This window comes from Klebsiella sp. K5-45 (genome assembly GCF_030128605.1).
Classification (GTDB): Bacteria; Pseudomonadota; Gammaproteobacteria; order Enterobacterales; family Enterobacteriaceae; genus Klebsiella; species Klebsiella quasipneumoniae.
This window is the reverse complement of sequence record NZ_JAKUZW010000002.1, coordinates 108,156-129,336: the sequence shown is the minus strand read 5'-3', so window position 1 is coordinate 129,336 and position 21,181 is coordinate 108,156. Positions and strand designations below refer to the sequence as shown.

Sequence of the window (21,181 nt, the reverse complement as noted above, 5' to 3'; positions counted from 1 at the left end):
TCCTGACTGGGGAGATGTATTTTTATCTTGTGTCGTTCAACAAAATAAAGGGACTACCATGTCATTTATAACAAACCTGAACCAGCAACAGAGAAAACGACTTCATCAGATCACCTTAGTGGCCACCTTCGGCGGCCTGCTTTTCGGTTACGACACCGGCGTTATCAACGGCGCCTTTTCCTCACTGAAGCAGTACATGGCGCTGACCCCGACCACCGAAGGGCTGGTAATGAGTGTCCTGCTGATCGGCGCCGCGCTGGGCAGCGTGTTTGGCGGTAAGTTCGCCGACTACTTCGGCCGGCGCAAATACTTGCTCTTCCTCTCCTTTGTTTTTCTTATCGGCGCCCTGCTTTCCGCCGCGGCTCCCGATATCACTACCCTGCTGATTGCCCGCGCCCTGCTGGGCTACGCCGTCGGCGGCGCCTCGGTCACCGCCCCCACCTTTATTTCTGAAGTGGCGCCCACCGAGATGCGCGGTAAGCTGACCGGCCTGAATGAAGTCGCCATCGTTATCGGCCAGCTGGCGGCGTTTGCCATTAACGCGATCATTGGCATCATCTGGGGCCATCTGCCGGACGTCTGGCGCTATATGCTGCTGGTGCAGGCGATCCCCGCTATCTGCCTGTTTGTTGGCATGTGGCGCGCGCCGGAAAGTCCGCGCTGGCTGATCAGCAAAAACCGCCACGAGGAAGCGCTGCATATTCTCAAACAGATCCGCCCGGCGGAACGCGCGCAGAAAGAATTCGACGACATCTCCACCCTGATCAAAATTGAAGCCGGCAATAAGTTCAGCACCCAGAACACCTTCACCACTATCCTCAAAACGCCATGGATCCTCAAAATTTTGCTGGTGGGCATTACCTGGGCCGCGCTGCAGCAAACCACCGGGGTGAACGTGATTATGTATTACGGCACGGAAATCCTGAGTGCCGCCGGCTTCTCAGAGCGTACCTCGCTGATCTGTAACGTGCTGAACGGCGTCTTCTCCGTCGGCGGTATGCTGATTGGCGTGCTGTTTCTCGTCGATCGTTTTAAGCGTAAGACGATCATTATCTACGGCTTCGCCATTATGGCCACGCTGCACCTGATTATCGCCGCGGTCGACTACACCCTCGTGGGCGACCTCAAAGCCACCGCTATCTGGCTGCTGGGTGCGCTGTTCGTCGGCGTGATGCAGGGTTCGATGGGCTTTATCACCTGGGTGGTGTTAGCCGAGCTGTTCCCGCTGAAATTCCGCGGATTGTCGATGGGGATCTCGGTATTTTTCATGTGGATCATGAACGCGGTGGTCAGCTACCTGTTCCCGCTGCTGCAGGCGAAACTGGGCCTTGGGCCGGTCTTCTTTATCTTCGCGGCCATCAACTATTTGGCGATTCTGTTCGTGGTGTTCGCCCTGCCGGAGACCTCCAATAAATCGCTGGAGCAGTTAGAAGCGGAGCTGTCAGCGAATCATGAGGATAAAAAATCTACTCGTCTCACCAGGGAGGTTGGCTATGATCGATAACATCACGCTGGATAATCTGCACATCGGCTGCAAGGCCAGTAATAAAGCGGAAGTCATCGCCATGATTGGCGCAGAGTGTAAAGCCAAAGGCTATGTCAATCAGGAGTGCGTTCACTTTCTGCTGGAGCATGAACATCAGGTTTCCACTTTTTTGGGCAATGGCATCACCCTGCCGCATCTGCCGAAATCAGCGACGGATATCATTCTTAAAACCGGGATTGAGATCTATCAGTTTCCTGATGGCGTTATCTGGGATCGCGGCAACGTGATGTTTATAGCCATTGGCGTGATTGCGAAAGAGAAAGAGCATATTGACGTGCTCAAAGAAATAGCCTCGATATTCAGCGATGAGCTGATCGCGAATGCGTTGTCATTAATCTCCGACAAAAATGACTTCCTGAAGCTCCTCCAGCATAACGCGCTACCGCGTTAAGTGCGCCACCGGCCGGGGCTCTGCCCCCGGCCATTACCTTATTGTATTGGTCTCGCAGAAATCAAGCATTACGAAAAATCTAATTTTCTCCGTTATCACGTCACTCACAATAATAACCGGGGAAATTAACGCATATCGAATGGCTATCAACTCTATTTATTATGCGACAGCTCTTATTCAATATGGAAAAATGACCAATAAAAACAGCATTTTAACCATTAAAAGTCTTTGCATCCTTTGCTTTGCTGTTCAGGCCGTGAGTGCCGTGCGCCAGTGATTCCTGCGCTATCCCATTAGTTTTGATTTATATCAATACTGCCTCCAGCGTTAAAATGCATTTTACAGCGCGATTATTTTGGAAAGGTGTATACGACATTGGTTTTACGATTTGGATATTTATTTAGCCGGCCCGCAAGCCTGTGGGGATGGCTGATGTGTAACGCGCTTAATGGTATCGCGATCGTCCTCTGCTTTCGCGGGATAAGCATCGTGACAGGCTATCGTCAGGCGGTCTGGCAGGTCATCATCACGCTGGCTATTATTATATCGACCTGGTATAGCGCTAATTATTTCGCCGCCCTGGAAGCGCGACGCGACAGACGACGCTTTTTGCTGCTGGCCTGGGTGGTGATGACCATTCTGCTGAATTTCATTCACCTCAGCGGCGCTGAATACCGTTATTAAAGGAGCATGCCCATGACGCTGGCAATGCTGTTGGTGCTTATCAATCACCATAAAGGTCTGACTATCTTATTGATTGTCATTATTGCGCTGCTGTTTATGGCGCTTACCCCGCTGGTCAAAAAACTGCTTAGCACCCTTCACGATCGGTCCTGACTTTTCTCTCACGGCCGCCGACAGGCGGCCATCTCTCCTCCTGTTAGACTGATTCCGCCACCAGCCTTAGCGGCATGCAGCCTGCTACAGCGCGCATGAAAAGAAATGAGAACCATTATCAATGAAGCTATGCTAACGTGTCAGCCCAGGCAAAACGCCAGATGACAGAAAATGGGGGACAGACGAGGTGAAGCAGGATTCAGGGATCATTACAGCGCGGCAGGCGCACGGATTGCTGACGCTGGCGATAGGCGCCGCGCTCTTCTACAGCAGCGGCAGTTTCGCCCGGCCGGATCTGCAGCCGCTGGGGCCGAATATTGCGGACAAAGGGTCAGCTTTCTACCATTTTACCCAGCGCCAGTACGACTCTGCCGATGGCGAACGCCATTACCGGGTGTGGACCGCGGTGCCGGATAAAGCGCCGCCGGCCGCCGGTTATCCGGTGCTGTATATGCTGGACGGCAACGCGGTGATGGATAAACTCAACGACGCGTTTCTGCAACAGCTCTCCGCTGGTTCCCCGCCGGTCATCGTCGCTATTGGTTACCAGACGGCGCTGCCCTTCGATACCGCAGCCCGGGCCTGGGATTACACTCCGCCGCTTAAGACGCATCAACCTCGCGCCGGAAAATCCGCGCTGCCGCCGCGAAAAACCGGGGGTAATGACCTGTTTCGCCAGCTGCTGAGCGAAACGATGGTTCCGCAAGCAGAAGCTAAGCTGAAAATCGATCCCCGCCAGCGCGCTATTTGGGGTCACTCCTATGGCGGACTGTTTGTACTCGACGCGTGGCGTAAGAGCGACCTGTTCCATATCTTTTATTCCACCAGCCCGTCGCTCGGCCAGGCACTCGAGTCTCCGCTTAAAGACAGCAACAACATCGATGCCGCGGCTTTCGTCGGGAAATCGCTGTATCTGCTGGAGGGGGATGGCAAAGCCCCTGGAGAGCCGTCCGGGCACGTGGCTTCCCTGGCGGTTTTGCGTCAGACCCAACAGCAACTGGCGGACAACGGCTTGCGGGTGGCCTTCTGGCGCTACCCTGGGCTGACCCATGGTCAGATGTTCGAGGTCTCCCTGCGCTCCGCGCTGCTGCACCTTTCCGGGCAGGCAGCGCTTGCGCATCAGTGATGACCTTGCGCCCACCAGCGGGCGGCGGGCGATTCAGCGCTGATCGGGCAGGTGTTTAATATCGACCGGCTCGCCGAACAGGAACCCCTGCATTTCGTCACATCCCTCCTCTTCGAGGATCTGCAGTTGTCCTGCGGTTTCCACGCCCTCGGCGATAAGCGGCGTATTGATCGAGTTGCCCAGCGAAATAATGGCCCGCACGAATGAGCGGACCTGGGGATTGCTCTCCACATCCAGCATAAAGCTGCGGTCGAGCTTGATGACGTCGAAATGAAAATCGCGCAGCATGCTCAGGGAGGAGTAGCCGGTGCCGAAATCATCCAGTGCGATACTGATCCCCATCTTTTGCAGATGATGCAGGACGCTGAATGCCAGCTGCTTGTTCACGATAAACGCCGTCTCGGTAACCTCAAACTCCAGCAGGCTGACCGGATAGGCGGTACGCATCAGGATCTCGCGGACTTTTTCGATAAAGCTACGATGACGCAGCTGCACCGGCGAGATATTGACCGAAATTTTTCTGTTGAGACCCTTTTCCAGCGCTTCGTTACACACCTGCTCCAGCACCCAGTAGCCTAACGGCACGATGGCGCCGCTCTCTTCGGCAATGGGAATAAACACGTCCGGCGGAATAGCGCCCAGCTGAGGATGCTGCCAGCGCAACAGCGCTTCATAACCGGTGATGCGACGATCTTTAATATTGCGGATCGCCTGATAGTGAAGCGAAAACTCCCCCGCCTGAATACCGCGGCGGATGTCGGCGGCCATCATATTCCGCTGCCGCGTCTTGTCGTCCATCTCGCGTTCGTACCAGCAAATTTTGTGGTCGAGACTGCTCTTTGCCCGATACATGGCCAGATCGGAATTGCTCAGAACCGTATTAATATCCGTCCCGTCCTCCGGGTAGACGGAGATACCCATGCTGGCGGAAAGGATCACTTCCGTCGCGGCAAACGTCTGCTTACCGCTGAAGCAGTGCCAGAGACGGGCGGCAAAGGCGTCCACCTCGCTTTCATCGGCAAAAGGTTTGACGGCCACAAACTCATCGCCACCGAAGCGGGCGACCATCTCCTCCTTCTGCAGCGTTTTGAGTACGGCGCCTGCCACGCGCTGCAGCAGTTGATCGCCAATAAGATGGCCCTGCAGATCGTTAATCTCTTTAAACTTATCTAAATCGATGGTGAAAACGGCAAAGCGGCGGGCGTCATTCCCGGTGATTAGCTTTTCCACCCGCTCAAAGAACTCCACCCGATTGGGTAAACCGGTCAGCGCATCGTAACGCGCCATCCACGCGATGCGGTCATTGATCGCCTTCTGTTCGCTGATGTCGCGGGTAATTTTGGCAAAGCCCAGCAGGTTATTTTGCTCATCGCGGATGGCATTGATCATGACATGCGCCCAGAACCGGGAGCCATCTTTACGATACCGCCAGCCTTCGCCTTCGAACTGCCCGCTACGCAGGGCAATTTGCAGATTATTCGCCGGCACCCTGGAGAGTTGTTCGGCTTCGCTATAGAAGAGACCGAAGTAGCGACCGATGATCTCATCGCTCAGGTACCCTTTTGCCCGGCGGGCGCCCTCATTCCAGCTAATGACCGTCCCGTCGGCGCTCAGCATATAGATGGCATAATCTTTAACACTTTCAATAAAGTGGCGATAGGCAATGTCCGTCAGGTGATCGTTACTCATGGTACAGCGCTCTCTGTGGCTCGGTCGTGGCAAAACGCATTAGATATAACAGAATCACGCCCATAATGAATACAAGGTTAAGGTGTTTTATGGTCGCCTTTCCGGCCCGGACAACCGCCGATCGCGCGGCGGACACTCCTGTTAAGCGTAGTGGACCAGGCCATCTTCGGGGGGATAACCTCGGCGATTTTCGCACTTAGGTCGCCCACTAATAGTTACTTTTATTGATTAAAAAGTTTGATTGAAAGAATAAATAAAAAGAGTAATGTTAATAATACTTTCTATGGAGGTTAAATATGTTGCGTGATTATTTAAAAGTGGAAAAAGAAGATCGGCTGGTTGAACAACAGAGTCGTCATGACAATAGTCAGCATTATTCTTCGGTAACTGAATGGGTTATTTTAAGTAAAGATGGCCAGCGTAAAGGCCGGGTATCCCTGTTTGACCGCTTCACCACCCGCCGCTCCTGGAGCGACAGCTTCCGCATTACGCAGTTCGATAATGCGGGTAAAGTGGTGGTGGATAAACTCACTGACGCGCTGTAAATTCCCCGGATTCCCGGCCTGACGGGAGAATATTCATACGCAAAATTAACACCTGCATAAAATATATTGATGCGTCGCCATCATGTTATTTTCATTCCGCATACCGATAACCTAATGGGTAATTTTCGCCATGGTGAACCGCGCGAATTTTTAACCCGAAAAGATACTGAAAATAAGCCCGCTGGTCGGGCTTTTTTGCATGGCGCTCGTCACCCACGCCACAAAATGCCAAGGCCATCCCGCGCTGGTTTGTATACGATACATCTACGAATCATATATGGTCTGTTTCTATGGGAATCGTCAAAATCTCCGATCTGCTGCACGATGACATTCGTGATGCCAGCAAAGCCATGTCCCGCTCCGTTAATGCCCAGGCGGAATACTGGATCCGCCTGGGCATGATGAGCGAACTCTACCCCGAGCTTAACCACCAGCAGATCAAACTGCTGATGCTGAAATCCGGCTCTGACCGTCTGCTGGAGGTGATCAATGCCATCAATAATCATTAAAACCGCCGATGAGCTCGCGCGCCAGCGCCATGCCGGCCAGCTGCTGGCATCGGTGTTTGACATGCTGGATACCTTTATCGTCCCCGGCGTGACGACGATGGAAATCAACGATCGAGTGGAAGATTTTATCGTCAACCAGCTGGACGCCCGCCCGGCCAGCAAGGGGCAATACGACTTTCCCTATGTGTTGAACACCTCGATTAACGATGTGGTCTGCCATGGGATCCCGAAGGCGACCGAGCATCTGCGCTCCGGGATGATCGTTAACGTCGATATCACCCTCGAGAAAGCGGGCATGATCGCTGACTCCAGTAAGATGTACCTGATAGGCGACGTTTCCCCGCTGGCTCGCCGGCTGGTAAAGACCACCTATGAAGCCATGTGGAAAGGCATTGAGGTGGTGAAACCCGGCGCGACGCTGGGCGACATCGGCCATGCCATTCAGCGCTGGGTCGAGGACCATGGCTACAGCGTGGTCAGAGAATATTGCGGTCACGGTATCGGCCAGGAAATGCATGAAGAGCCGCAGGTGCTGCACTACGGCAGGCCCGGTGAAGGCGCGGTGCTGCGGGAAGGCATGGTATTCACTATTGAACCGATGGTGAACCAGGGCGACAGTCGTATCAAGACCAAAAAGGATGGCTGGACGGTGGTCACCCGCGATAAAAAACTCTCCGCGCAATGGGAGCACACCGTGGCCGTCACCGCCAACGGATTTGAGGTGCTGACGCTACGCGACGACGAGCAGTCGCGGATCCGCTAAGTTTTCTTCTCCCGGTATATCGGCATAGCCGACATTTCTCGCTGGCGAGTACCGCCCTTCGTCAGCGCACTTTATCCCCTGGCCTCTATTGCCCCCCGCGTTCTCCACACCGCGCCGGGTGTGTCTGCTTTACCCCTCATAAAGTTAATCATAAAACGATAAAAATTTATTGTAAAACGATAAACACCAGGCTAACCTGCGCTCACTTTAACACCAGGGAGAAACGGTATTCCCTCACCTGGATGTCGTACCGCGTTAAGGAGAAAACATGCGCTGGAACAGCTATCGCCGGGACAGACAGATCATTGCCGCCGTGCTGGTTTTTACCGTCATCGTGGCGGCGGGGATCGTCCTGCAGCCCGGCTTTCATCCCCCCAGCTCCCGGACGACGGGGGATAAACAGCTGGTCTCGATATTAACGCCTCTGCTTAACGGCGCCCGCGGACAGGTCGCCGCCGCGCTGATTACCCCTCAGGGGGTGCGCTACGGCCTGTGGGGGAGCGAGTATACGACGCAGTATGAGATCGCCAGCCTGAGCAAAACCATGACCGCCAGCCTGCTGCTGGAGGCTATTCGCCGCGGCGAAGTCACCGCGCAGACGCCGGTGTCGGCGCTGGTCCCGGAGATTGTCAGCCCGGTGCGGGACGTTACCCTGGAGCAACTGGTTTCTCACCGTTCAGGACTGCCACCGCTTACCGCGTCGGTTGGGCAGCGGCTGGCTATTCTGAGCGACATTGCCCGGCGGCAGAATCCCTGGCGCTACGATCGACCCGCGCTGATCGCGATGATGAACCAGGCCACTCTGCAGCCGACGAAATGGTTTGATTATTCCAACGCCGGGTTTGCCCTGCTCGGACTGGCGCTGGAGCGGGCGTCTCATCGCGATTTTGCCACACTGATGGCGCAACGGGTCTTTGCCCCCGCCGGAATGCAGGGCGCGGAAGTGGCCCGGCAGAATACCCCAGCCTCGCCGTCGTTTGCCGCGGGCTGGTCTGTCTCTGGTTTTCCTCAGCAGCCATGGGTGATGGATGCCTTCGCCCCCGCCGGCGGCGTACGCGCCACGATTGTCGATATGGCGAAATATGCCCAGGCGCTGCTGGCAGGAAACCTGGCGGGCAGTGAAGGCATGCCCCCCCTGTTCGCCACCGATGATCCCGATTCCCGGGTGGGTTATGCCTGGTTCACTACCCGCGTCCGCGGACGGGAGATCGTCTGGCATGACGGGCAGAGTGGCGGCTTTGCGGCAATGATGGCCTTCGACCGACAGCGACAGACCGCGGTAGTGATCCTCTCCGATACCGCCTGGCCGGTGATCGGGCCTGCCATCAAGCTCTTACTGGCTGCCACCCCTGATGAACAGGAGGCGCGTAATGAACGGAATTGACATCCTCTGGGCGCTGTTAACGCTGTTGTCGGTGATCCTGTTTATTTCCGGCGACTGGCTGGCGCAGCGAAAAATACGCCTGCTCAATTATGTTTTGCTGGTGACCGGGGTTATTTATCTCGCCGAGGTTTTCCAGACCCTGCAGAATCTCGGCAAAATGGGCTACCTGTTTCGGATGCTGACCTGGACCATCCAGGCATCGTTCATCACCCTCAGCCTCTACCGCGTCTGGACCCGTCCGTGGTTTGCCAGCCGTCGACGCGGCGTCCGGGCGATGAGCGTTGTCTTCGCCGTGGCCCTTATGTCATGCTTGACGCGGCTGGTGCTTTAATTATTCTCATCAATCAGGAAGGTAAATTGTGAAGCAATCCAGAACCCGGCTGAGTCTGGCTATTATTAGCGGTATACTGCCCCTCTTTTTTATGCTCGCCCTGATCGTGCCGCTGTGGATTTTCTTTACCGGCGAACGATATTTTCTTTCCACCCTGCTGCACTTTGCTGAAGTGCCGTTAACCGACAACCCGGCCCAGGCGCCTGGGATGGCGAGACGTTTGTTGCTGCTGGCCCTGCTGTATCTTCCGGCCGGGCTGTTCGCGTTCGCTATCTGGCAGGGCATGAAGGTAACCCGTAGCGTCCGCCAGCGCAGCGTGCTCAGCCTCTCCCTGGCGCACAGCGTTCGTTACATCGCTCTGGCCATGGTGGGGATGGGGATCTTACTGCCGGTCTGCCGCTTTCTCATCCCGCTGCTCGCCTGGTGGCCGCAGCCTTATTACCAGGTGGTGTTTCTGCTCAGCGACGGGGTGCTGCTTCTGACAGGAAGCTTGCTGTTTGTGACATTTCACGCCATGCTCCACGGGATCCGTGCGGAAGAAGAGAATAAGGAGTTTATTTAACGATGGCTGTGGTGGTGAATCTGGACAAACTGCTGGTGGAAAAAAAGATGACGTCCAGGGCGCTGGCGGCCTTTGTTGGCATTACCGAACAGAATTTGTCGCTGCTCAAGTCAGGTAAAGTCAAAGGCATCCGCTTTGATACCCTGTCGCGCATCTGCGAGGCGCTCGAGTGTCAGCCTGGCGATATTCTGGCGTGGGAGCCCGACTGACCTCTCCCACCTGATGTCAACAGTCCTATCAAGGAATTGCTCTGGCCGGCGAATCGTAAGAGAATAGCCGCTACACGCGACGATCTGATTACACGGGAGTTCATCATCAGCCATTCTCGTCGATTCCCCCTAGCCAGCAAAGTGGCGCTGGCAGGCGCGGCGCTCATCGCCGCCGGCATGCTGTTCAGCTGCACCAGTAAGGCCCCCAAATCCCTCGTCACGCCGCCGAAGAGCGCGGCCGTTAAAGCCGGTCAGACGCACCGGGAGCCGGTACGCGGCGTCTGGCTGACCACCGTCTCGCGCCTTGACTGGCCGCCGGTCGGGTCAATTATCGCCAGTACGCCGGAAAGCCGCATCACCCAGCAGAAGCTGGCGCTGATCGCCAAACTCGATAATCTGCAGCGCCTGGGGATCAACACCGTCTTTTTCCAGGTGAAACCGGACGGTACGGCGCTCTGGCGGTCGGATATTCTGCCGTGGTCCGATATGCTGACCGGCAAAATCGGCGAATACCCCGGCTACGATCCGCTGCAGTTTATGCTGGATGAAGCGCATAAGCGCGGCATGAAGGTCCACGCATGGTTTAACCCTTACCGCGTCTCGGTCAACACCAAACCGTCGACGATTGCCGAGCTGAACAACACCCTCACTCAGGTGCCGGCCAGCGTGTTCGTCCTGCACCGTAACTGGATCCGCACAGCCAGCGATCGCTTTGTTCTCGACCCGGGTATTCCCGAAGCGCGTGACTGGATCACCAGCATTGTCGCTGAAGTGGTGCAGAACTACCCGATTGACGGCGTGCAGTTCGATGACTATTTCTACACCGAAACCGCTTCTTCCCCGCTTAACGACAACGAGACCTTCCGTCGTTACGGGCAGGGCTATGCCTCGAAGGGCGACTGGCGGCGGCATAACACTCAGCAGCTTATTGCCCAGGTCTCCGCGACCATTAAAAAACTCAATCCGAACGTCGAGTTTGGCGTGAGCCCGGCCGGGGTGTGGCGCAACCGCTCCCACGATCCGGCGGGGTCTGATACCCGTGGCGCGGCCGCCTATGATGAATCCTATGCCGATACCCGCAGCTGGGTGCAGCAGGGGCTGCTCGACTACATCGCCCCGCAGATTTACTGGCCGTTTGCCCGCGATGCGGCGCGCTACGATGTGCTGGCCAACTGGTGGGCCGAGGTGGTCAAGCCGACGCATACCCGGCTGTATATCGGCGTGGCCCTGTACAAGGTGGGTGAACCGTCCAAAAATGAACCTGACTGGACGGTGGATGGCGGCGTGCCGGAGCTGAAAAAACAGCTCGACCTCAATGAGTCCCTGCCGCAGATCCAGGGCACCATCCTGTTCCGCGAAAACAACCTCAATCAGCCGCAGACCCGCCAGGCGGTTAACTACCTGCGCAGCCGCTGGGGGCCGCCGCAGAGCTAACCGCCAACCGGCTTCGCTATCCCGCCAGCAGCCCTTGCTGCAGGCGGGCGTGCAGTTTAAGCATGTTCTCCGTGATGGCCCGCCAGACGTGGGCGGAAAAGTCCGACGGCAGCGTTCGGCGGGCGCTTTCGATGGCCTGCGGCACGCGGTCGGCAAACTCGCCCAGGATCGCCAGCATCTGCTCCCGGGGGAAGTTAACCGCTTTGGCGGTCGCCAGAAAATGACGCGGATAGATAGCGTTAATCTCCGTTTTCCGCCCTTTTGTGGCATTGAGCCCCATCGACAGCTTCAGGTCGCGCAGATGCAGTCCCGTCCCGCCCAGCACCGGAAATGCCGAAATAATGTCGTAGAACGGCGTGAGCCGGTAGCTGCCGCCGGGCAGCAAAAAGAGCGAGAAGTTCTTCGCATGCCCGTCCGTTGCCCCGGTCAGCCACTGGAACACCATGAACTTCATAAAGTCATAGCGATCTTTCAGGGCCTCACTGGAGCCCAGCAGAAAGGTCATGATCGCGGCGATACCCGGCCCGCCGTCAGACTCATATTTCATCGACGACGGTATGCCGAATGCCTGACACAGATCCTCCTGCGGCAGACGCAGCAGCACGCGCCCCTCCTGCGCCCAGCGCCGGTCGAAGCGGGTCACCGCCAGCGCACGGATCCGCGGCGTGTTGATAATCTCCGCCTCCGGCACCGCCAGGCCCAACGCCCTGGCCAGCGCCAGGCACAGATATTCGTTATCCACGCTTTCACGCAGATCCAGCGTCGCATTGGGCTGCTTTATCTCGCCGATGGGCAGTTTAATGATATGGGTGGTCGGGGTGGTGCCCTGCGGAATACACCAATGCTCGCCCATTCGCAGCAGCGCGGTTTTCTCCTGAGCGCCGGCCACCGAGATACGAAAATCGTCCTGGCCGGTCACCATCCCGAGAGGAATATCCGACTGGTAGGCGGTCAGCAAAGCGGTCAGCTGCGCCTCATCCAGCGTCTGCCAGCGCAACGCGGCAAGATGCGCCTCTTCCCCCGGCGGCAGCAGAGTCACCGCCCCTACGCTGTCCCGCCCGACCTCGGCCAGCAGATCGAACGGCTGTTTCGAACGCGCCTGATAGCGCCTGACGATCCGCTCGCGGACCTGCGGGCTGTCGGGCAGCAGGTTATCAAAATAGTGATACACCGCGTCGGCGGTAATATTGCCATACTGCAGCGGCAGCGAGAGGGAGAGCGGTCTGGCGCGCGGGCTGCGCAGCCACTCCTCATCATAGCGGAAACTGTGCGCCCCGTTGGCCTGGCGGGTTAAGGTTCCCACGCGCGCATTGTTCATCCAGGTGGTGAGCGTCGCCATTACCAGTCAAGATCCGTGGTGTTATCGGGAATCATCGCCGTCTCTGCCGGTTTGGCGTTCAGGGTCATTACCACCCCCAGCGACTGGAGGATCTTAAACAGGGTGGTTAAGGTGGTTTTGTCGGGGTGATTTTCAAAATTGGACAGCGTCGCCTGTTTAATGCCGATCCGGCTGGCCAGCGCCTCCTGAGTCCAGTGATTTTGCTGGCGCAGCAGTTTCAGGTAATTGGCCAGCTGAACCGGACTGTATATCTGCGGGGAATTCATCGCCTTGTTCCTCACCATCATTTATCCCCCTATCGGGATAAAACTGGTTTTATACCCTGCAAGGGATAATGTCAAGTTTATCCCCTGGTGGGGATAGGTCAATGATTATCCTTACGTAGGGATAAAGCAGAAGGGATGGCAGCCGGAGCAACGTGGTCTGCCCGGTGGCGGCTGCGCCTTACCGGGCCTACGGGCTGTCGCTACCAGTTTCATCATCATCCAGGCCGGGCAAGCGCAGCACCGCTCGGCAATGGCTGTCACTCGGGCAACGCGCAGCCGGGCTTAGCTGCCGCGGTAGGTCGACCACCCGCCCGGGGCGATCAGAAACGGCAGATGGAAATGGTCCTCTGCCGCCTCGCCAATGACAAAATCAATCTGCGCCCGGGTAAAAACGCTATCGCGCCCGGCACGGGCAAACCACGCCCCGGTTTCCGCGGTTAAACGGTAGCGCCCCGCCGGCAGCGGCGCGGCGCTGAAGGTGATGATACGCCCCTGGGCGTTGGTCACCAGGTTCGCCAGCGTCTCGCCCTCCCGGCTCAGGCTGACCGCGACGCCTTCAGCCGGCGTGCCGGTGGAAATATCCAGAATATGGGTGCTCAGGGTGCTCATTCGCCAATCGCTCCTTCCAGTCTTAACATCGTAATTTCCCGCAGCTGGGCAAGCGCCTCAGCCACTTCTTCGTCAGCGGTATGCTGCAGCCGGCGCGTCAGCGCCTGCAGAATCTCTTCGCCGCTGCGCCCTTTGGCGCGGATTAAAAACACCCGGCCAAAGCGGGCTTCGTAGCGGGCATTCCCCTCCCGCAGGGCCTGCGCCAGTCTTTCATTATCGCTGTCCACCGCCGACTGCTCCTGGCGCGACATCGTCGCGTGCGCCTGGCTGCCGCTCGGTTTTTCGCCGATCCGCGGATGGGCGCTGAGCGCCGCGTTCAGATCGTTCTCTCCCCAGTCGCCCATCGCTTCCCGGGCGACCTGCAGCAGCGCTTCACGGTTGGCGAAGGGGCGCAAGTTCACCAGCTTATCGCTCCAGGCCGGGATCGCCACACAGGGAGCCAGCAGCTCCCCTGCCTCATCGCCACTCAGGCTGTTAAACTGACTCAGCGCGATCATCCTGACTCCTTATCGTTTTCGTCGCCGCCTGCTCCTGCGGCAGAACAAGGTTCAGCGCTATCGCCACCAGCCCACCGCTGGTGGCCGCGGAACCGAACAGATCGCCGACCATCGGCGGAAAATGGCTGAGAAACGCCGGCACCGACTCCACGCCAAGACCCGCACCAAACGCCAGACCCACGATCAGCACATCGCGTCGGGTGAGCGGGTTCTGGGTAATGATCCGGATCCCGGCCGCCACCACGCAGCCAAACATCACCATCGTAGCGCCCCCCAGCACCGGCGCCGGGATCTGCCGCAACAGTTCGCCCACCGGCGGGAACAGCCCGAGCAGGATCAGAATTACGCCAATGTAGCGTCCGACATAGCGGCTGGCCACCCCGGTCATCTGGATCACGCCGTTGTTCTGCGCGAAAGTCGTGTTTGGAAAGGCGCTGAGCATTGCGGCCACCATGCAGCTGACGCCATCCGCCAGGATACCGCCCTTCAGCCGGTTGCGGAAAGCGCGATCGTCAACAGACTGTTGTGAAATCAGCGAGTTGGCCGTCAGATCGCCCACCGCCTCCAGAATACACACCAGCGACACCAGCGCCACCGGCAGAAATATCGCGCTGTTAAACTGAAAGCCAAACGGGAACAGCGTTGGCAGGCGAAACAGGGTATCGCCCAGGCTGTGAAGATGGAACTGACCGCTCAGCCCTGCCGCCACACAGCCCACGGCAATGCCCACCACCACCGAGGAGAGCCGCAGCCAGCGGTTTTTGGCGCAGCTCAGCAGGACGATAACGCCAAGGGTACCCGCCCCGAGCGCGATATTGCTCATGCTGGCAAAATCCTGCGCCTTTTCCCCACCGCACCAGTTAATGACGCTGACCTTGATCAGGCTGATGCCGATCAGCGCAATCACGCTGCCGGTAATGATAGGGGTAAAGATTTTCTTCAGCGGTTCGATAAAGCGGCTGACAATCACCGGCACCAGGGCGGCGACAAAGTTAACGCCAAACAGCATCGCCATAATATCCTGTGGCCCGCCGCCCTGCGCTTTCACCCACATCCCTCCGGCTACCGCCACGCCCAGAAAGGCGAAGCTGGTGCCCTGCATGCAGATCATCCCGGCGCCAATGCCCCAGACCCGGTTGGACTGCAGAAAGGTACCGATACCCGAAGCCAGCAGCGACATACTGATGAGATACGGCAGCCAGTCGCTAAGTCCGAGGGTGGCGCCGATGATCAGCGGCGGCGTGATGATCCCCACCAGACCCGCCAGCACATGCTGGAGGGCGCTAAAAAAGGCCGGAAGCGGTGGGATCCGCTGTTCAAGGCCGTAAAGCAGGCCGCTGTGATGTTCGTCAGACATGGTGTTATCCCGTAGCAAAGAGAAGTGCATGGGCTACTGCACAAAGCAGGCCAGAGACGACAAAAGCGCACGAATAAATTTATTAACACTTCAAAATCATCAACTAAAATTATTCGAATGATGCATCATTTCCCTCCGCTGCTGAACCAGGCTTATGAAACGATAGATTCTTAATGCAACATACAGAAACTTTTGATTCATAAAAAGGCAACCAATGCATCACATTGCACCGAGGTGGTGCGCCATGACCTGCCGCTGTGCCTCTGGCGGGCGGTTTTCCTCCCTCCGGCGAACTGGTACGCAAATTGCTGTAGTCAGTGCCTACATCTGGAGAAGGAGAAAAAAATGAAAGCAATCGTGATTGGCGCGGGCATCGGCGGCTTAAGTGCGGCAGTGGCGCTCAAACAGTCGGGGATCGACTGCGACGTCTATGAGGCGGTGAAAGAGATCAAACCGGTCGGCGCGGCGATTTCCGTATGGCCCAACGGCGTGAAATGCATGGCCCACCTCGGCATGGGCGATATCATGGAAACCTTCGGCGGACCGCTGCGCCGCATGGCGTATCGCGATTTCCGCAGCGGCGAGAACATGACCCAGTTCAGCCTCGCGCCGCTGATCGAACGCACCGGCAGCCGCCCCTGCCCGGTATCCCGCGCAGAGCTGCAGCGGGAAATGCTGGATTTCTGGGGACGGGAGCGCGTGCAGTTCGGCAAACGCGTCACCCGCTGTGAAGAAAACGCCGACGGCGTGACGGTGTGGTTTACCGACGGCAGCAGCGCCAGCGGCGATCTGCTGATTGCCGCCGACGGCAGCCATTCCGCGCTGCGTCCGTGGGTGCTCGGCTTTACCCCGCAGCGCCGCTACGCCGGCTACGTCAACTGGAACGGTCTGGTGGAAATAGATGAAGCGCTGGCACCCGGCGATCAGTGGACCACCTTTGTCGGCGAAGGCAAGCGCGTCTCTCTGATGCCGGTCTCCGCTGGCCGGTTCTACTTTTTCTTTGATGTGCCGCTGCCGGCGGGTCTGGCCGAGGATCGTGACACCCTGCGCGCTGACCTCAGCCGCTACTTTGCCGGCTGGGCGCCGCCGGTGCAGAAGCTGATCGCCGCCCTTGACCCGCAGACCACCAACCGTATTGAAATCCACGATATCGAACCGTTCAGCCGCCTGGTGCGCGGTCGCGTCGCGCTGCTGGGCGACGCCGGACACAGCACCACCCCGGATATTGGCCAGGGGGGATGTGCGGCGATGGAAGATGCGGTGGTGCTGGGCGCCGTTTTCCGCCAGACCCGCGATATTGACGCCGCCCTGCGCGAGTATGAAACCCAGCGCTGCGATCGGGTTCGCGATCTGGTGTTGAAGGCGCGCAAGCGCTGCGATATCACCCACGGTAAGGATATGCAGCTCACCGAAGCCTGGTACCAGGAGCTGCGGGAAGAGACCGGCGAACGGATTATCAACGGCATGTGCGACACCATCCTCAGCGGGCCGCTGGGCTGACGGTCGCCATGGATTCAATCACCGCGCTCAGCGTCTGAATGGCCATCTGCGCGGGACGCGATAGCTGACGCGAGGGCGCGGTGCACAGCGCCAGGGTCAGCGGCCGCAGCAGCGTACTGCGCAGCGGGATAAAGGCCAGCTGTCCGCGCTGAACCTCGTCCAGCACGTCGAGCAGGCTGAGGAGCGTCACGCCGCTGCCGCGCAGCACCAGCGACTTAATGAGTCGAATATCATTGCAGCTGATGGTATTCTCCGGCGCAAAGTCATGGTGGCGATAGAGGAGCGCAACACGCTCATGAACAATCAGCGGCGCGCCGGGCACGATGTGCCGCTCCAGGCTGAGCTCGCCCAGAGACAGGGCCTTCGCCCCCGCCAGAGGATGGTCCGGGCGCATCACAATCCCCACCTCCAGTTCGGCAAAGGCCAGCACGCTGAGTCCGGCCTGCCCCTGCGGATCGAGGATCAGACCGACGTCCAGATCCGCCTGACGCACTTTCTGGCTGACGGTGTGGCTGTCGGCTACCTGCAGATCCAGCTCCAGCCACGGCCAGCGGGCGATGATCTCCGCCAGCGCGGCGGCGAAGCCGCCTTCCGCCAGCGCCTGCACCATGCCGACGCTGACGCTCCCGCGCTTCATCCCCTGCAGCTCATCAAATTTTTGCCGGGTCTGACGAAACTCCTTCTGCCAGCGCAACAGATTGTCATACAGCAGTTCACCCGCAGCGGTCATCCGCAGTCCCTCCGGCAGCCGCTCGAACAGCGGCGTCCCGAAGGCCTCCTCGGCCTGCAGGATCTGGCGGTTAATCGCCGAGGCCGAGATATGCAGCTGCTCGGCGGCCCGGCGCAGGCTGCCGCAGCGAGCCACGGCGATGAAATAGTGGGCGAAACGGGAAAATGGACTCATGGTGCCCCTGTACTCTTTTTTGCAACAGCAGAGTGAATTAATGGTGATGGATGTGAACACCCTAATATGACAACAATAATCTCACAACAATAAAACAATCACCGATGTGAGCAGGAAGAGAAATCATGAAGACAACCCCCCCCACGCCCCCCGCCCATTGCACCTTCGATCCGGAAGACTGGCTGCGGCTGGCCCGTTGCTGGCACCCGGTGGCCCGCGCCTGCGATATTGACGGCGCTCCGGTGAAAGCCACCCTGCTGGACGAACAGCTGGTTATCTATCGTATAAAAGGCCAGGTGGTGGTCGCCCGCGACGTCTGCCCGCACCGCGGCGTCCCGCTGACCCTGGGGTTTCATGAAGAAGAAGGCATCGTCTGCCCCTATCATGGCCTGCGCTTTGGCGAGGATGGCCGCTGCAACCGCATCCCCTCCAGTCCGGGGCAACCCATTCCGGCCAAACTGCATCTCACCAGCTTCGCCGTGGAGGAGCGTTACGGGCTGATCTGGACCTGCCTGGCCTGCGATCCGGACAATCCGCCGCCGTTACCGACCATGCCGCACTGGGACGACGCCGGCTTTCAGCAAATCAACTGTCCGGCCTTTGAAGTGAAGGGCTTTGCCGGCCGCCAGGTCGAAGGCTTTCTCGATGTCGCCCACTTCGCGTGGATCCACACCGAGACCTTCGCCGATCCTGACAACCAACAGGTGCCGGACTACACCCCGCAGGAGACGCCGTTCGGCTTTGTTGCCGACTACTGGAGCTCGGTAGGCAATTACCCGGCCAGCTCCGATTTCCGCGCGCCGGAAGGGTTCCAGTGGCTGCGTCACTTTGAAATGCATCTGCCGTTCACCGCCACGCTGACCATCCATTTCCCTGCCGATGCGAAGCTGGTGATCATGAACGCCGCCTCGCCGGTGTCGTCGCGCGTGACGCGAATGTTTGCCCCTATCGCCCGCAATTTTGACCTGCATGTGCCGGTGGAAGACGTTCATGCGTTCAACCTGCGGGTGTTTGAGGAGGACCGCCTGATGGTTGAGACCCAGCGCCCGGAGCGGCTGCCGCTGGATCTGACCCTGGAGGCGCATATTCCGGCAGACCGCAGCTCTATCGCCTACCGGCGCGGGCTGAAGAAGATGGGCTTTGGCGATTTCTTTCTGGTATGAGTGGAGGTCTTATGCGCGACATACTCCCGGTGGTGGTCGATGGCCTGTGGCGCCAGGGCGCGAAAAATCTGGCCGTTCGTCTGGTGAGCGCCGATGGGCAACCGCTGCCGGCGTGGGCGCCCGGCGCCCATATCGACCTCCATCTCCCCTGCGGGCTGATCCGTCAGTATTCGCTGACCGGCAGCCCGGCCGGACGGGATCACTATCTGCTCTGCGTCGCCCGCGAGGCGCAGTCGCGAGGCGGCTCTCGTTATATTCATGACACCCTGCGTCCGGGGCAGCCCTTGCTGATCTCTGCTCCGCGCAACCACTTTCCCCTGCACGGGGGCGGCCACGTGGTGCTCCTCGCCGCCGGGATCGGCATTACGCCGCTGCTGGCGATGGCCCATGCGCGGGCGGCGTCCGGCGCCAGCTTTACGCTGCACTATTACGTCAGCCGCGCGCAGGAGGCCGCCTTCGCCACCGAGATCGCCAGCCAGCTCACCGGCGGAACCTGCCTGATCCACAGCTCTGCCGACGGGCAGAGTCCGCGCCTGCGGCTGGCGCAGGATCTGGGCGCGCCGGACGCCGACACCCGAGTCTATTTCTGCGGACCGCCGGGGTTTATGGCCCAGGTGCGCGACACTGCGCTGGCGGCCGGCTGGGCGGAAACGCAACTGCACAGCGAAGCGTTCCAGCCGACCGTCCCGACGGCGGCGTCGGCGGAGGACGGCACCTTCACCATCACCCTCGCCTCCACCGGGGAGCGCTGGCCGGTCCCGGGGGACAAAACCATCGCCCGGGTGCTGCAGGAGCATGGCGTTGAGGTGCCGCTCTCCTGCGAGATGGGGATCTGCGGCGCCTGCCTGACGCCGGTGCGGGAGGGAACGGTAGACCACCGGGATACCGTGCAGTCGGAGGCGGAAAAACAGGCCGCGGAGCAGCATATCGCGCTGTGCTGCTCCCGCAGCCTGTCGGCCAATTTAGTTATCGATCTCGCGGGATAAGCGGCCGGTCTCCGGCTGCTCGGCGCTGGCGACCGGTTTCACCCGCACGGCGGTGAAGACCACGACCATCGCGGTCAACAGCAGCAAACCGCTGCCGGTGAAGACGCCGCTGGCGCCATGTAGATCGAACACCGCCCCGCCGCCGGCGGCGCCGGCGCTGATGGCCAGCTGAATAGAGGCCACCAGCAGACCGCCTGCGCTTTCCGCCTCATCCGGCACGGTGGTGGCCAGCCAGGTGGACCAGGCCACCGGCACCAGACCGAAGGCAAATCCCCACAGGGCGACCAGCAACCCGTCGAGCACGGACAGATGGCCAAACGTCACCATCAGCAGCGCCAGGACGCTCATCATCAGCGGCACCAGCGCCAGGGTCAGACGCAGGCTGCGGCTCAGCAGATAGCTCGCCACCGAGGTGCCGATAAAGTTAGCGACACCGAAGCCGAGCAAAATCAGCGAAACGCCTTCAACGCTGGCCTGCGCGACGGTCTCAAGGAACGGTCTCAGGTAGGTGAAGAAGGCAAAATGGCCGCTGAAAATCAGGATCGACGCCAGCATGCCCCCCAGCATACCGGGACGGCGCAGCACCCTGAACAGCGTGGAGAAGGTGCCAACGCTTTCCGGCCGCATGGAGGGCAGCACCCACAGCTGCCAGAGCAGCGCCAGCAGGCTGGGTATCGCGCAGAGAATAAACACGTTGCGCCAGCCGATCAGCTCTCCGAGGTAGCTGCCGAGCGGCGCGGCCACCACCGTGGCGACAGACACCGCGGAAAAGATGATCGCCAGCGCTTTCGGCACATGGGCCGCCGGCACCAGACGCATCGCCGTGGCGGTGGACATCGCCCAGAAACCGCCGATGGCGATCCCCAACAGCAGACGACCGAGCAGGAGAAACGCCAGCGAACCGGCAAAAGCGACCATCAGGCTGGAGACAATCTGCAGCACGGAAAAGAACATCAGCACCCAGCGGCGGTCGATATTGCGGGTGGCGGTGGCGATCAGCAGGCCGGTGACTAACGCCACTAACGCCGTGGCGGTCACCGCCTGCCCGGCCATCCCTTCGCTGACGCCGAGGCTGCTGGCCATCGGCGTTAACAGGCTGGCGGGCAGAAACTCAGCCACGATCAGGCCGAACACCCCGAGGGCCAGGGCATAGACGGCGCGCCAGGCAGGCCTGACGGGTGACAGGCTCGCGTCAGCAGCTATGCAGGAAGTCATATACATCTCTCCAGGTTTA

The 21,181-nt window shown here is 59.1% G+C and carries 24 protein-coding genes; 16 read left to right on the top strand and 8 right to left on the bottom strand.

Features of this window, described 5'->3' with window-relative positions; all coding sequences use genetic code 11:
• The first annotated feature begins 58 nt into the window (after window positions 1-58).
• The 5 genes from MKS11_RS04560 (at window position 59) to MKS11_RS04540 (ending at window position 3,900) form a co-directional block, all read left to right on the top strand.
• Entirely contained in the window at window positions 59-1,504 is a 1,446-nt protein-coding gene (locus tag MKS11_RS04560) for a sugar porter family MFS transporter (protein ID WP_004205904.1), read from the top strand.
• The gene (locus tag MKS11_RS04555; RefSeq protein WP_284109390.1) at window positions 1,494-1,937 is read left to right on the top strand and encodes a PTS sugar transporter subunit IIA; all 444 of its coding nucleotides are present in this window, start codon (window positions 1,494-1,496) and stop codon (window positions 1,935-1,937) included. Before MKS11_RS04560 ends, MKS11_RS04555 begins: the two co-directional genes overlap by 11 nt.
• A 432-nt stretch (window positions 1,938-2,369) precedes the next feature.
• Window positions 2,370-2,621, top strand: coding sequence for a hypothetical protein (locus MKS11_RS04550; protein ID WP_004205908.1), 252 nt, complete (start codon window positions 2,370-2,372; stop codon window positions 2,619-2,621).
• A gap of 12 nt (window positions 2,622-2,633) precedes the next feature.
• The gene (locus MKS11_RS04545; RefSeq protein ID WP_004205909.1) at window positions 2,634-2,774 is read left to right on the top strand and encodes a hypothetical protein; all 141 of its coding nucleotides are present in this window, start codon (window positions 2,634-2,636) and stop codon (window positions 2,772-2,774) included.
• Window positions 2,775-2,961: 187 nt separating this feature from the next.
• Window positions 2,962-3,900: an alpha/beta hydrolase gene (locus MKS11_RS04540; protein WP_032426155.1), complete on the top strand. Its 939-nt coding sequence runs from the start codon at window positions 2,962-2,964 to the stop codon at window positions 3,898-3,900.
• A 33-nt stretch (window positions 3,901-3,933) separates the two neighbouring features.
• Here the strand turns inward: MKS11_RS04540 and MKS11_RS04535 are convergent, their stop codons facing one another.
• Window positions 3,934-5,589, bottom strand: a complete 1,656-nt coding sequence (locus MKS11_RS04535) for a bifunctional diguanylate cyclase/phosphodiesterase (protein ID WP_004205911.1) — start codon at window positions 5,587-5,589, stop codon at window positions 3,934-3,936.
• 296 nt (window positions 5,590-5,885) lie between these two features.
• Here MKS11_RS04535 and MKS11_RS04530 point away from each other — a divergent pair, with 296 nt between their 5' ends.
• The 8 genes from MKS11_RS04530 (at window position 5,886) to MKS11_RS04495 (ending at window position 11,326) form a co-directional block, all read left to right on the top strand.
• Entirely contained in the window at window positions 5,886-6,134 is a 249-nt protein-coding gene (locus MKS11_RS04530; protein WP_004205912.1) for a hypothetical protein, read from the top strand.
• A gap of 290 nt (window positions 6,135-6,424) precedes the next feature.
• On the top strand, window positions 6,425-6,643 hold the full coding sequence (locus MKS11_RS04525; RefSeq protein WP_002904808.1) for a ParD-like family protein: 219 nt from the start codon (window positions 6,425-6,427) through the stop codon (window positions 6,641-6,643).
• A complete protein-coding gene (gene map, locus MKS11_RS04520) occupies window positions 6,624-7,406 on the top strand; it encodes a type I methionyl aminopeptidase (protein ID WP_048294851.1) in 783 nt (260 codons plus the stop codon). Before MKS11_RS04525 ends, map begins: the two co-directional genes overlap by 20 nt.
• A gap of 268 nt (window positions 7,407-7,674) precedes the next feature.
• Window positions 7,675-8,790 carry a serine hydrolase gene (locus MKS11_RS04515; RefSeq protein WP_064177840.1) on the top strand — a complete coding sequence of 372 codons (1,116 nt, stop codon included), beginning with the start codon at window positions 7,675-7,677 and terminating at the stop codon, window positions 8,788-8,790.
• Window positions 8,777-9,121, top strand: coding sequence for a hypothetical protein (locus MKS11_RS04510; protein ID WP_004205915.1), 345 nt, complete (start codon window positions 8,777-8,779; stop codon window positions 9,119-9,121). The genes MKS11_RS04515 and MKS11_RS04510 overlap by 14 nt, the downstream gene beginning before the upstream one ends.
• A 28-nt stretch (window positions 9,122-9,149) precedes the next feature.
• Window positions 9,150-9,683 carry a DUF2975 domain-containing protein gene (locus MKS11_RS04505; RefSeq protein ID WP_004205916.1) on the top strand — a complete coding sequence of 178 codons (534 nt, stop codon included), beginning with the start codon at window positions 9,150-9,152 and terminating at the stop codon, window positions 9,681-9,683.
• Between the two features lie 2 nt (window positions 9,684-9,685).
• Window positions 9,686-9,892: a helix-turn-helix transcriptional regulator gene (locus MKS11_RS04500; RefSeq protein WP_004205917.1), complete on the top strand. Its 207-nt coding sequence runs from the start codon at window positions 9,686-9,688 to the stop codon at window positions 9,890-9,892.
• 141 nt (window positions 9,893-10,033) lie between these two features.
• On the top strand, window positions 10,034-11,326 hold the full coding sequence (locus tag MKS11_RS04495; protein ID WP_023318214.1) for a glycoside hydrolase family 10 protein: 1,293 nt from the start codon (window positions 10,034-10,036) through the stop codon (window positions 11,324-11,326).
• Between the two features lie 16 nt (window positions 11,327-11,342).
• Here MKS11_RS04495 and MKS11_RS04490 read toward each other — a convergent pair whose 3' ends face one another.
• The 5 genes from MKS11_RS04490 to MKS11_RS04470 all read right to left on the bottom strand — a co-directional run bounded on the left by MKS11_RS04490 (window position 11,343) and on the right by MKS11_RS04470 (window position 15,394).
• Complete coding sequence (locus tag MKS11_RS04490) at window positions 11,343-12,665, bottom strand: type II toxin-antitoxin system HipA family toxin (RefSeq protein WP_064187239.1); 1,323 nt, start codon at window positions 12,663-12,665, stop codon at window positions 11,343-11,345.
• Window positions 12,665-12,931, bottom strand: a complete 267-nt coding sequence (hipB, locus tag MKS11_RS04485; RefSeq protein WP_004205921.1) for a type II toxin-antitoxin system antitoxin HipB — start codon at window positions 12,929-12,931, stop codon at window positions 12,665-12,667. The genes MKS11_RS04490 and hipB overlap by 1 nt, the downstream gene beginning before the upstream one ends.
• Before the next feature lie 282 nt (window positions 12,932-13,213).
• Window positions 13,214-13,540: a hydroxyisourate hydrolase gene (gene uraH, locus MKS11_RS04480; protein ID WP_049093369.1), complete on the bottom strand. Its 327-nt coding sequence runs from the start codon at window positions 13,538-13,540 to the stop codon at window positions 13,214-13,216.
• Window positions 13,537-14,037, bottom strand: coding sequence for a 2-oxo-4-hydroxy-4-carboxy-5-ureidoimidazoline decarboxylase (gene uraD, locus MKS11_RS04475; protein WP_017900378.1), 501 nt, complete (start codon window positions 14,035-14,037; stop codon window positions 13,537-13,539). Before uraD ends, uraH begins: the two co-directional genes overlap by 4 nt.
• Window positions 14,015-15,394 carry a nucleobase:cation symporter-2 family protein gene (locus MKS11_RS04470; protein WP_284109389.1) on the bottom strand — a complete coding sequence of 460 codons (1,380 nt, stop codon included), beginning with the start codon at window positions 15,392-15,394 and terminating at the stop codon, window positions 14,015-14,017. Before MKS11_RS04470 ends, uraD begins: the two co-directional genes overlap by 23 nt.
• Before the next feature lie 345 nt (window positions 15,395-15,739).
• Here MKS11_RS04470 and hpxO point away from each other — a divergent pair, with 345 nt between their 5' ends.
• A complete protein-coding gene (gene hpxO, locus MKS11_RS04465; RefSeq protein ID WP_043519552.1) occupies window positions 15,740-16,894 on the top strand; it encodes an FAD-dependent urate hydroxylase HpxO in 1,155 nt (384 codons plus the stop codon).
• Here hpxO and hpxR read toward each other — a convergent pair.
• Window positions 16,875-17,798 (bottom strand): LysR family hpxDE operon transcriptional regulator HpxR, encoded by a 924-nt coding sequence (gene hpxR / locus MKS11_RS04460; RefSeq protein ID WP_087771732.1) that lies wholly within the window; start codon window positions 17,796-17,798, stop codon window positions 16,875-16,877. The two genes, hpxO and hpxR, sit on opposite strands and share 20 nt — an antisense overlap.
• 125 nt (window positions 17,799-17,923) lie before the next feature.
• On the opposite strand from hpxR, the gene hpxD reads away from it, so the two are divergent.
• Window positions 17,924-18,961, top strand: coding sequence for a molybdenum cofactor-independent xanthine hydroxylase subunit HpxD (hpxD, locus tag MKS11_RS04455; RefSeq protein WP_087771731.1), 1,038 nt, complete (start codon window positions 17,924-17,926; stop codon window positions 18,959-18,961).
• Between the two features lie 11 nt (window positions 18,962-18,972).
• On the top strand, window positions 18,973-19,947 hold the full coding sequence (gene hpxE, locus MKS11_RS04450; RefSeq protein ID WP_049093370.1) for a molybdenum cofactor-independent xanthine hydroxylase subunit HpxE: 975 nt from the start codon (window positions 18,973-18,975) through the stop codon (window positions 19,945-19,947).
• Here the strand turns inward: hpxE and MKS11_RS04445 are convergent.
• Window positions 19,924-21,162 (bottom strand): MFS transporter, encoded by a 1,239-nt coding sequence (locus MKS11_RS04445; protein WP_049115597.1) that lies wholly within the window; start codon window positions 21,160-21,162, stop codon window positions 19,924-19,926. The two genes, hpxE and MKS11_RS04445, sit on opposite strands and share 24 nt — an antisense overlap.
• Window positions 21,163-21,181: the final 19 nt, after the last annotated feature.

Excerpts from the sequence above, each read along its gene's own strand:
- MKS11_RS04560 (WP_004205904.1), top strand. The coding sequence starts at position 59 with ATGTCATTTATAACAAACCTGAACCAGCAACAGAGAAAACGACTTCAT.
- MKS11_RS04555 (WP_284109390.1), top strand. The coding sequence starts at position 1,494 with ATGATCGATAACATCACGCTGGATAATCTGCACATCGGCTGCAAGGCC.
- MKS11_RS04550 (WP_004205908.1), top strand. The coding sequence starts at position 2,370 with ATGTGTAACGCGCTTAATGGTATCGCGATCGTCCTCTGCTTTCGCGGG.
- MKS11_RS04545 (WP_004205909.1), top strand. The coding sequence starts at position 2,634 with ATGACGCTGGCAATGCTGTTGGTGCTTATCAATCACCATAAAGGTCTG.
- MKS11_RS04535 (WP_004205911.1), bottom strand. The coding sequence starts at position 5,589 with ATGAGTAACGATCACCTGACGGACATTGCCTATCGCCACTTTATTGAA.
- MKS11_RS04530 (WP_004205912.1), top strand. The coding sequence starts at position 5,886 with ATGTTGCGTGATTATTTAAAAGTGGAAAAAGAAGATCGGCTGGTTGAA.
- MKS11_RS04525 (WP_002904808.1), top strand. The coding sequence starts at position 6,425 with ATGGGAATCGTCAAAATCTCCGATCTGCTGCACGATGACATTCGTGAT.
- map (WP_048294851.1), top strand. The coding sequence starts at position 6,624 with ATGCCATCAATAATCATTAAAACCGCCGATGAGCTCGCGCGCCAGCGC.
- MKS11_RS04515 (WP_064177840.1), top strand. The coding sequence starts at position 7,675 with ATGCGCTGGAACAGCTATCGCCGGGACAGACAGATCATTGCCGCCGTG.
- MKS11_RS04510 (WP_004205915.1), top strand. The coding sequence starts at position 8,777 with ATGAACGGAATTGACATCCTCTGGGCGCTGTTAACGCTGTTGTCGGTG.
- MKS11_RS04500 (WP_004205917.1), top strand. The coding sequence starts at position 9,686 with ATGGCTGTGGTGGTGAATCTGGACAAACTGCTGGTGGAAAAAAAGATG.
- MKS11_RS04490 (WP_064187239.1), bottom strand. The coding sequence starts at position 12,665 with ATGGCGACGCTCACCACCTGGATGAACAATGCGCGCGTGGGAACCTTA.
- hipB (WP_004205921.1), bottom strand. The coding sequence starts at position 12,931 with ATGAATTCCCCGCAGATATACAGTCCGGTTCAGCTGGCCAATTACCTG.
- uraH (WP_049093369.1), bottom strand. The coding sequence starts at position 13,540 with ATGAGCACCCTGAGCACCCATATTCTGGATATTTCCACCGGCACGCCG.
- uraD (WP_017900378.1), bottom strand. The coding sequence starts at position 14,037 with ATGATCGCGCTGAGTCAGTTTAACAGCCTGAGTGGCGATGAGGCAGGG.
- MKS11_RS04470 (WP_284109389.1), bottom strand. The coding sequence starts at position 15,394 with ATGTCTGACGAACATCACAGCGGCCTGCTTTACGGCCTTGAACAGCGG.
- hpxO (WP_043519552.1), top strand. The coding sequence starts at position 15,740 with ATGAAAGCAATCGTGATTGGCGCGGGCATCGGCGGCTTAAGTGCGGCA.
- hpxR (WP_087771732.1), bottom strand. The coding sequence starts at position 17,798 with ATGAGTCCATTTTCCCGTTTCGCCCACTATTTCATCGCCGTGGCTCGC.
- hpxD (WP_087771731.1), top strand. The coding sequence starts at position 17,924 with ATGAAGACAACCCCCCCCACGCCCCCCGCCCATTGCACCTTCGATCCG.
- hpxE (WP_049093370.1), top strand. The coding sequence starts at position 18,973 with ATGCGCGACATACTCCCGGTGGTGGTCGATGGCCTGTGGCGCCAGGGC.
- MKS11_RS04445 (WP_049115597.1), bottom strand. The coding sequence starts at position 21,162 with ATGACTTCCTGCATAGCTGCTGACGCGAGCCTGTCACCCGTCAGGCCT.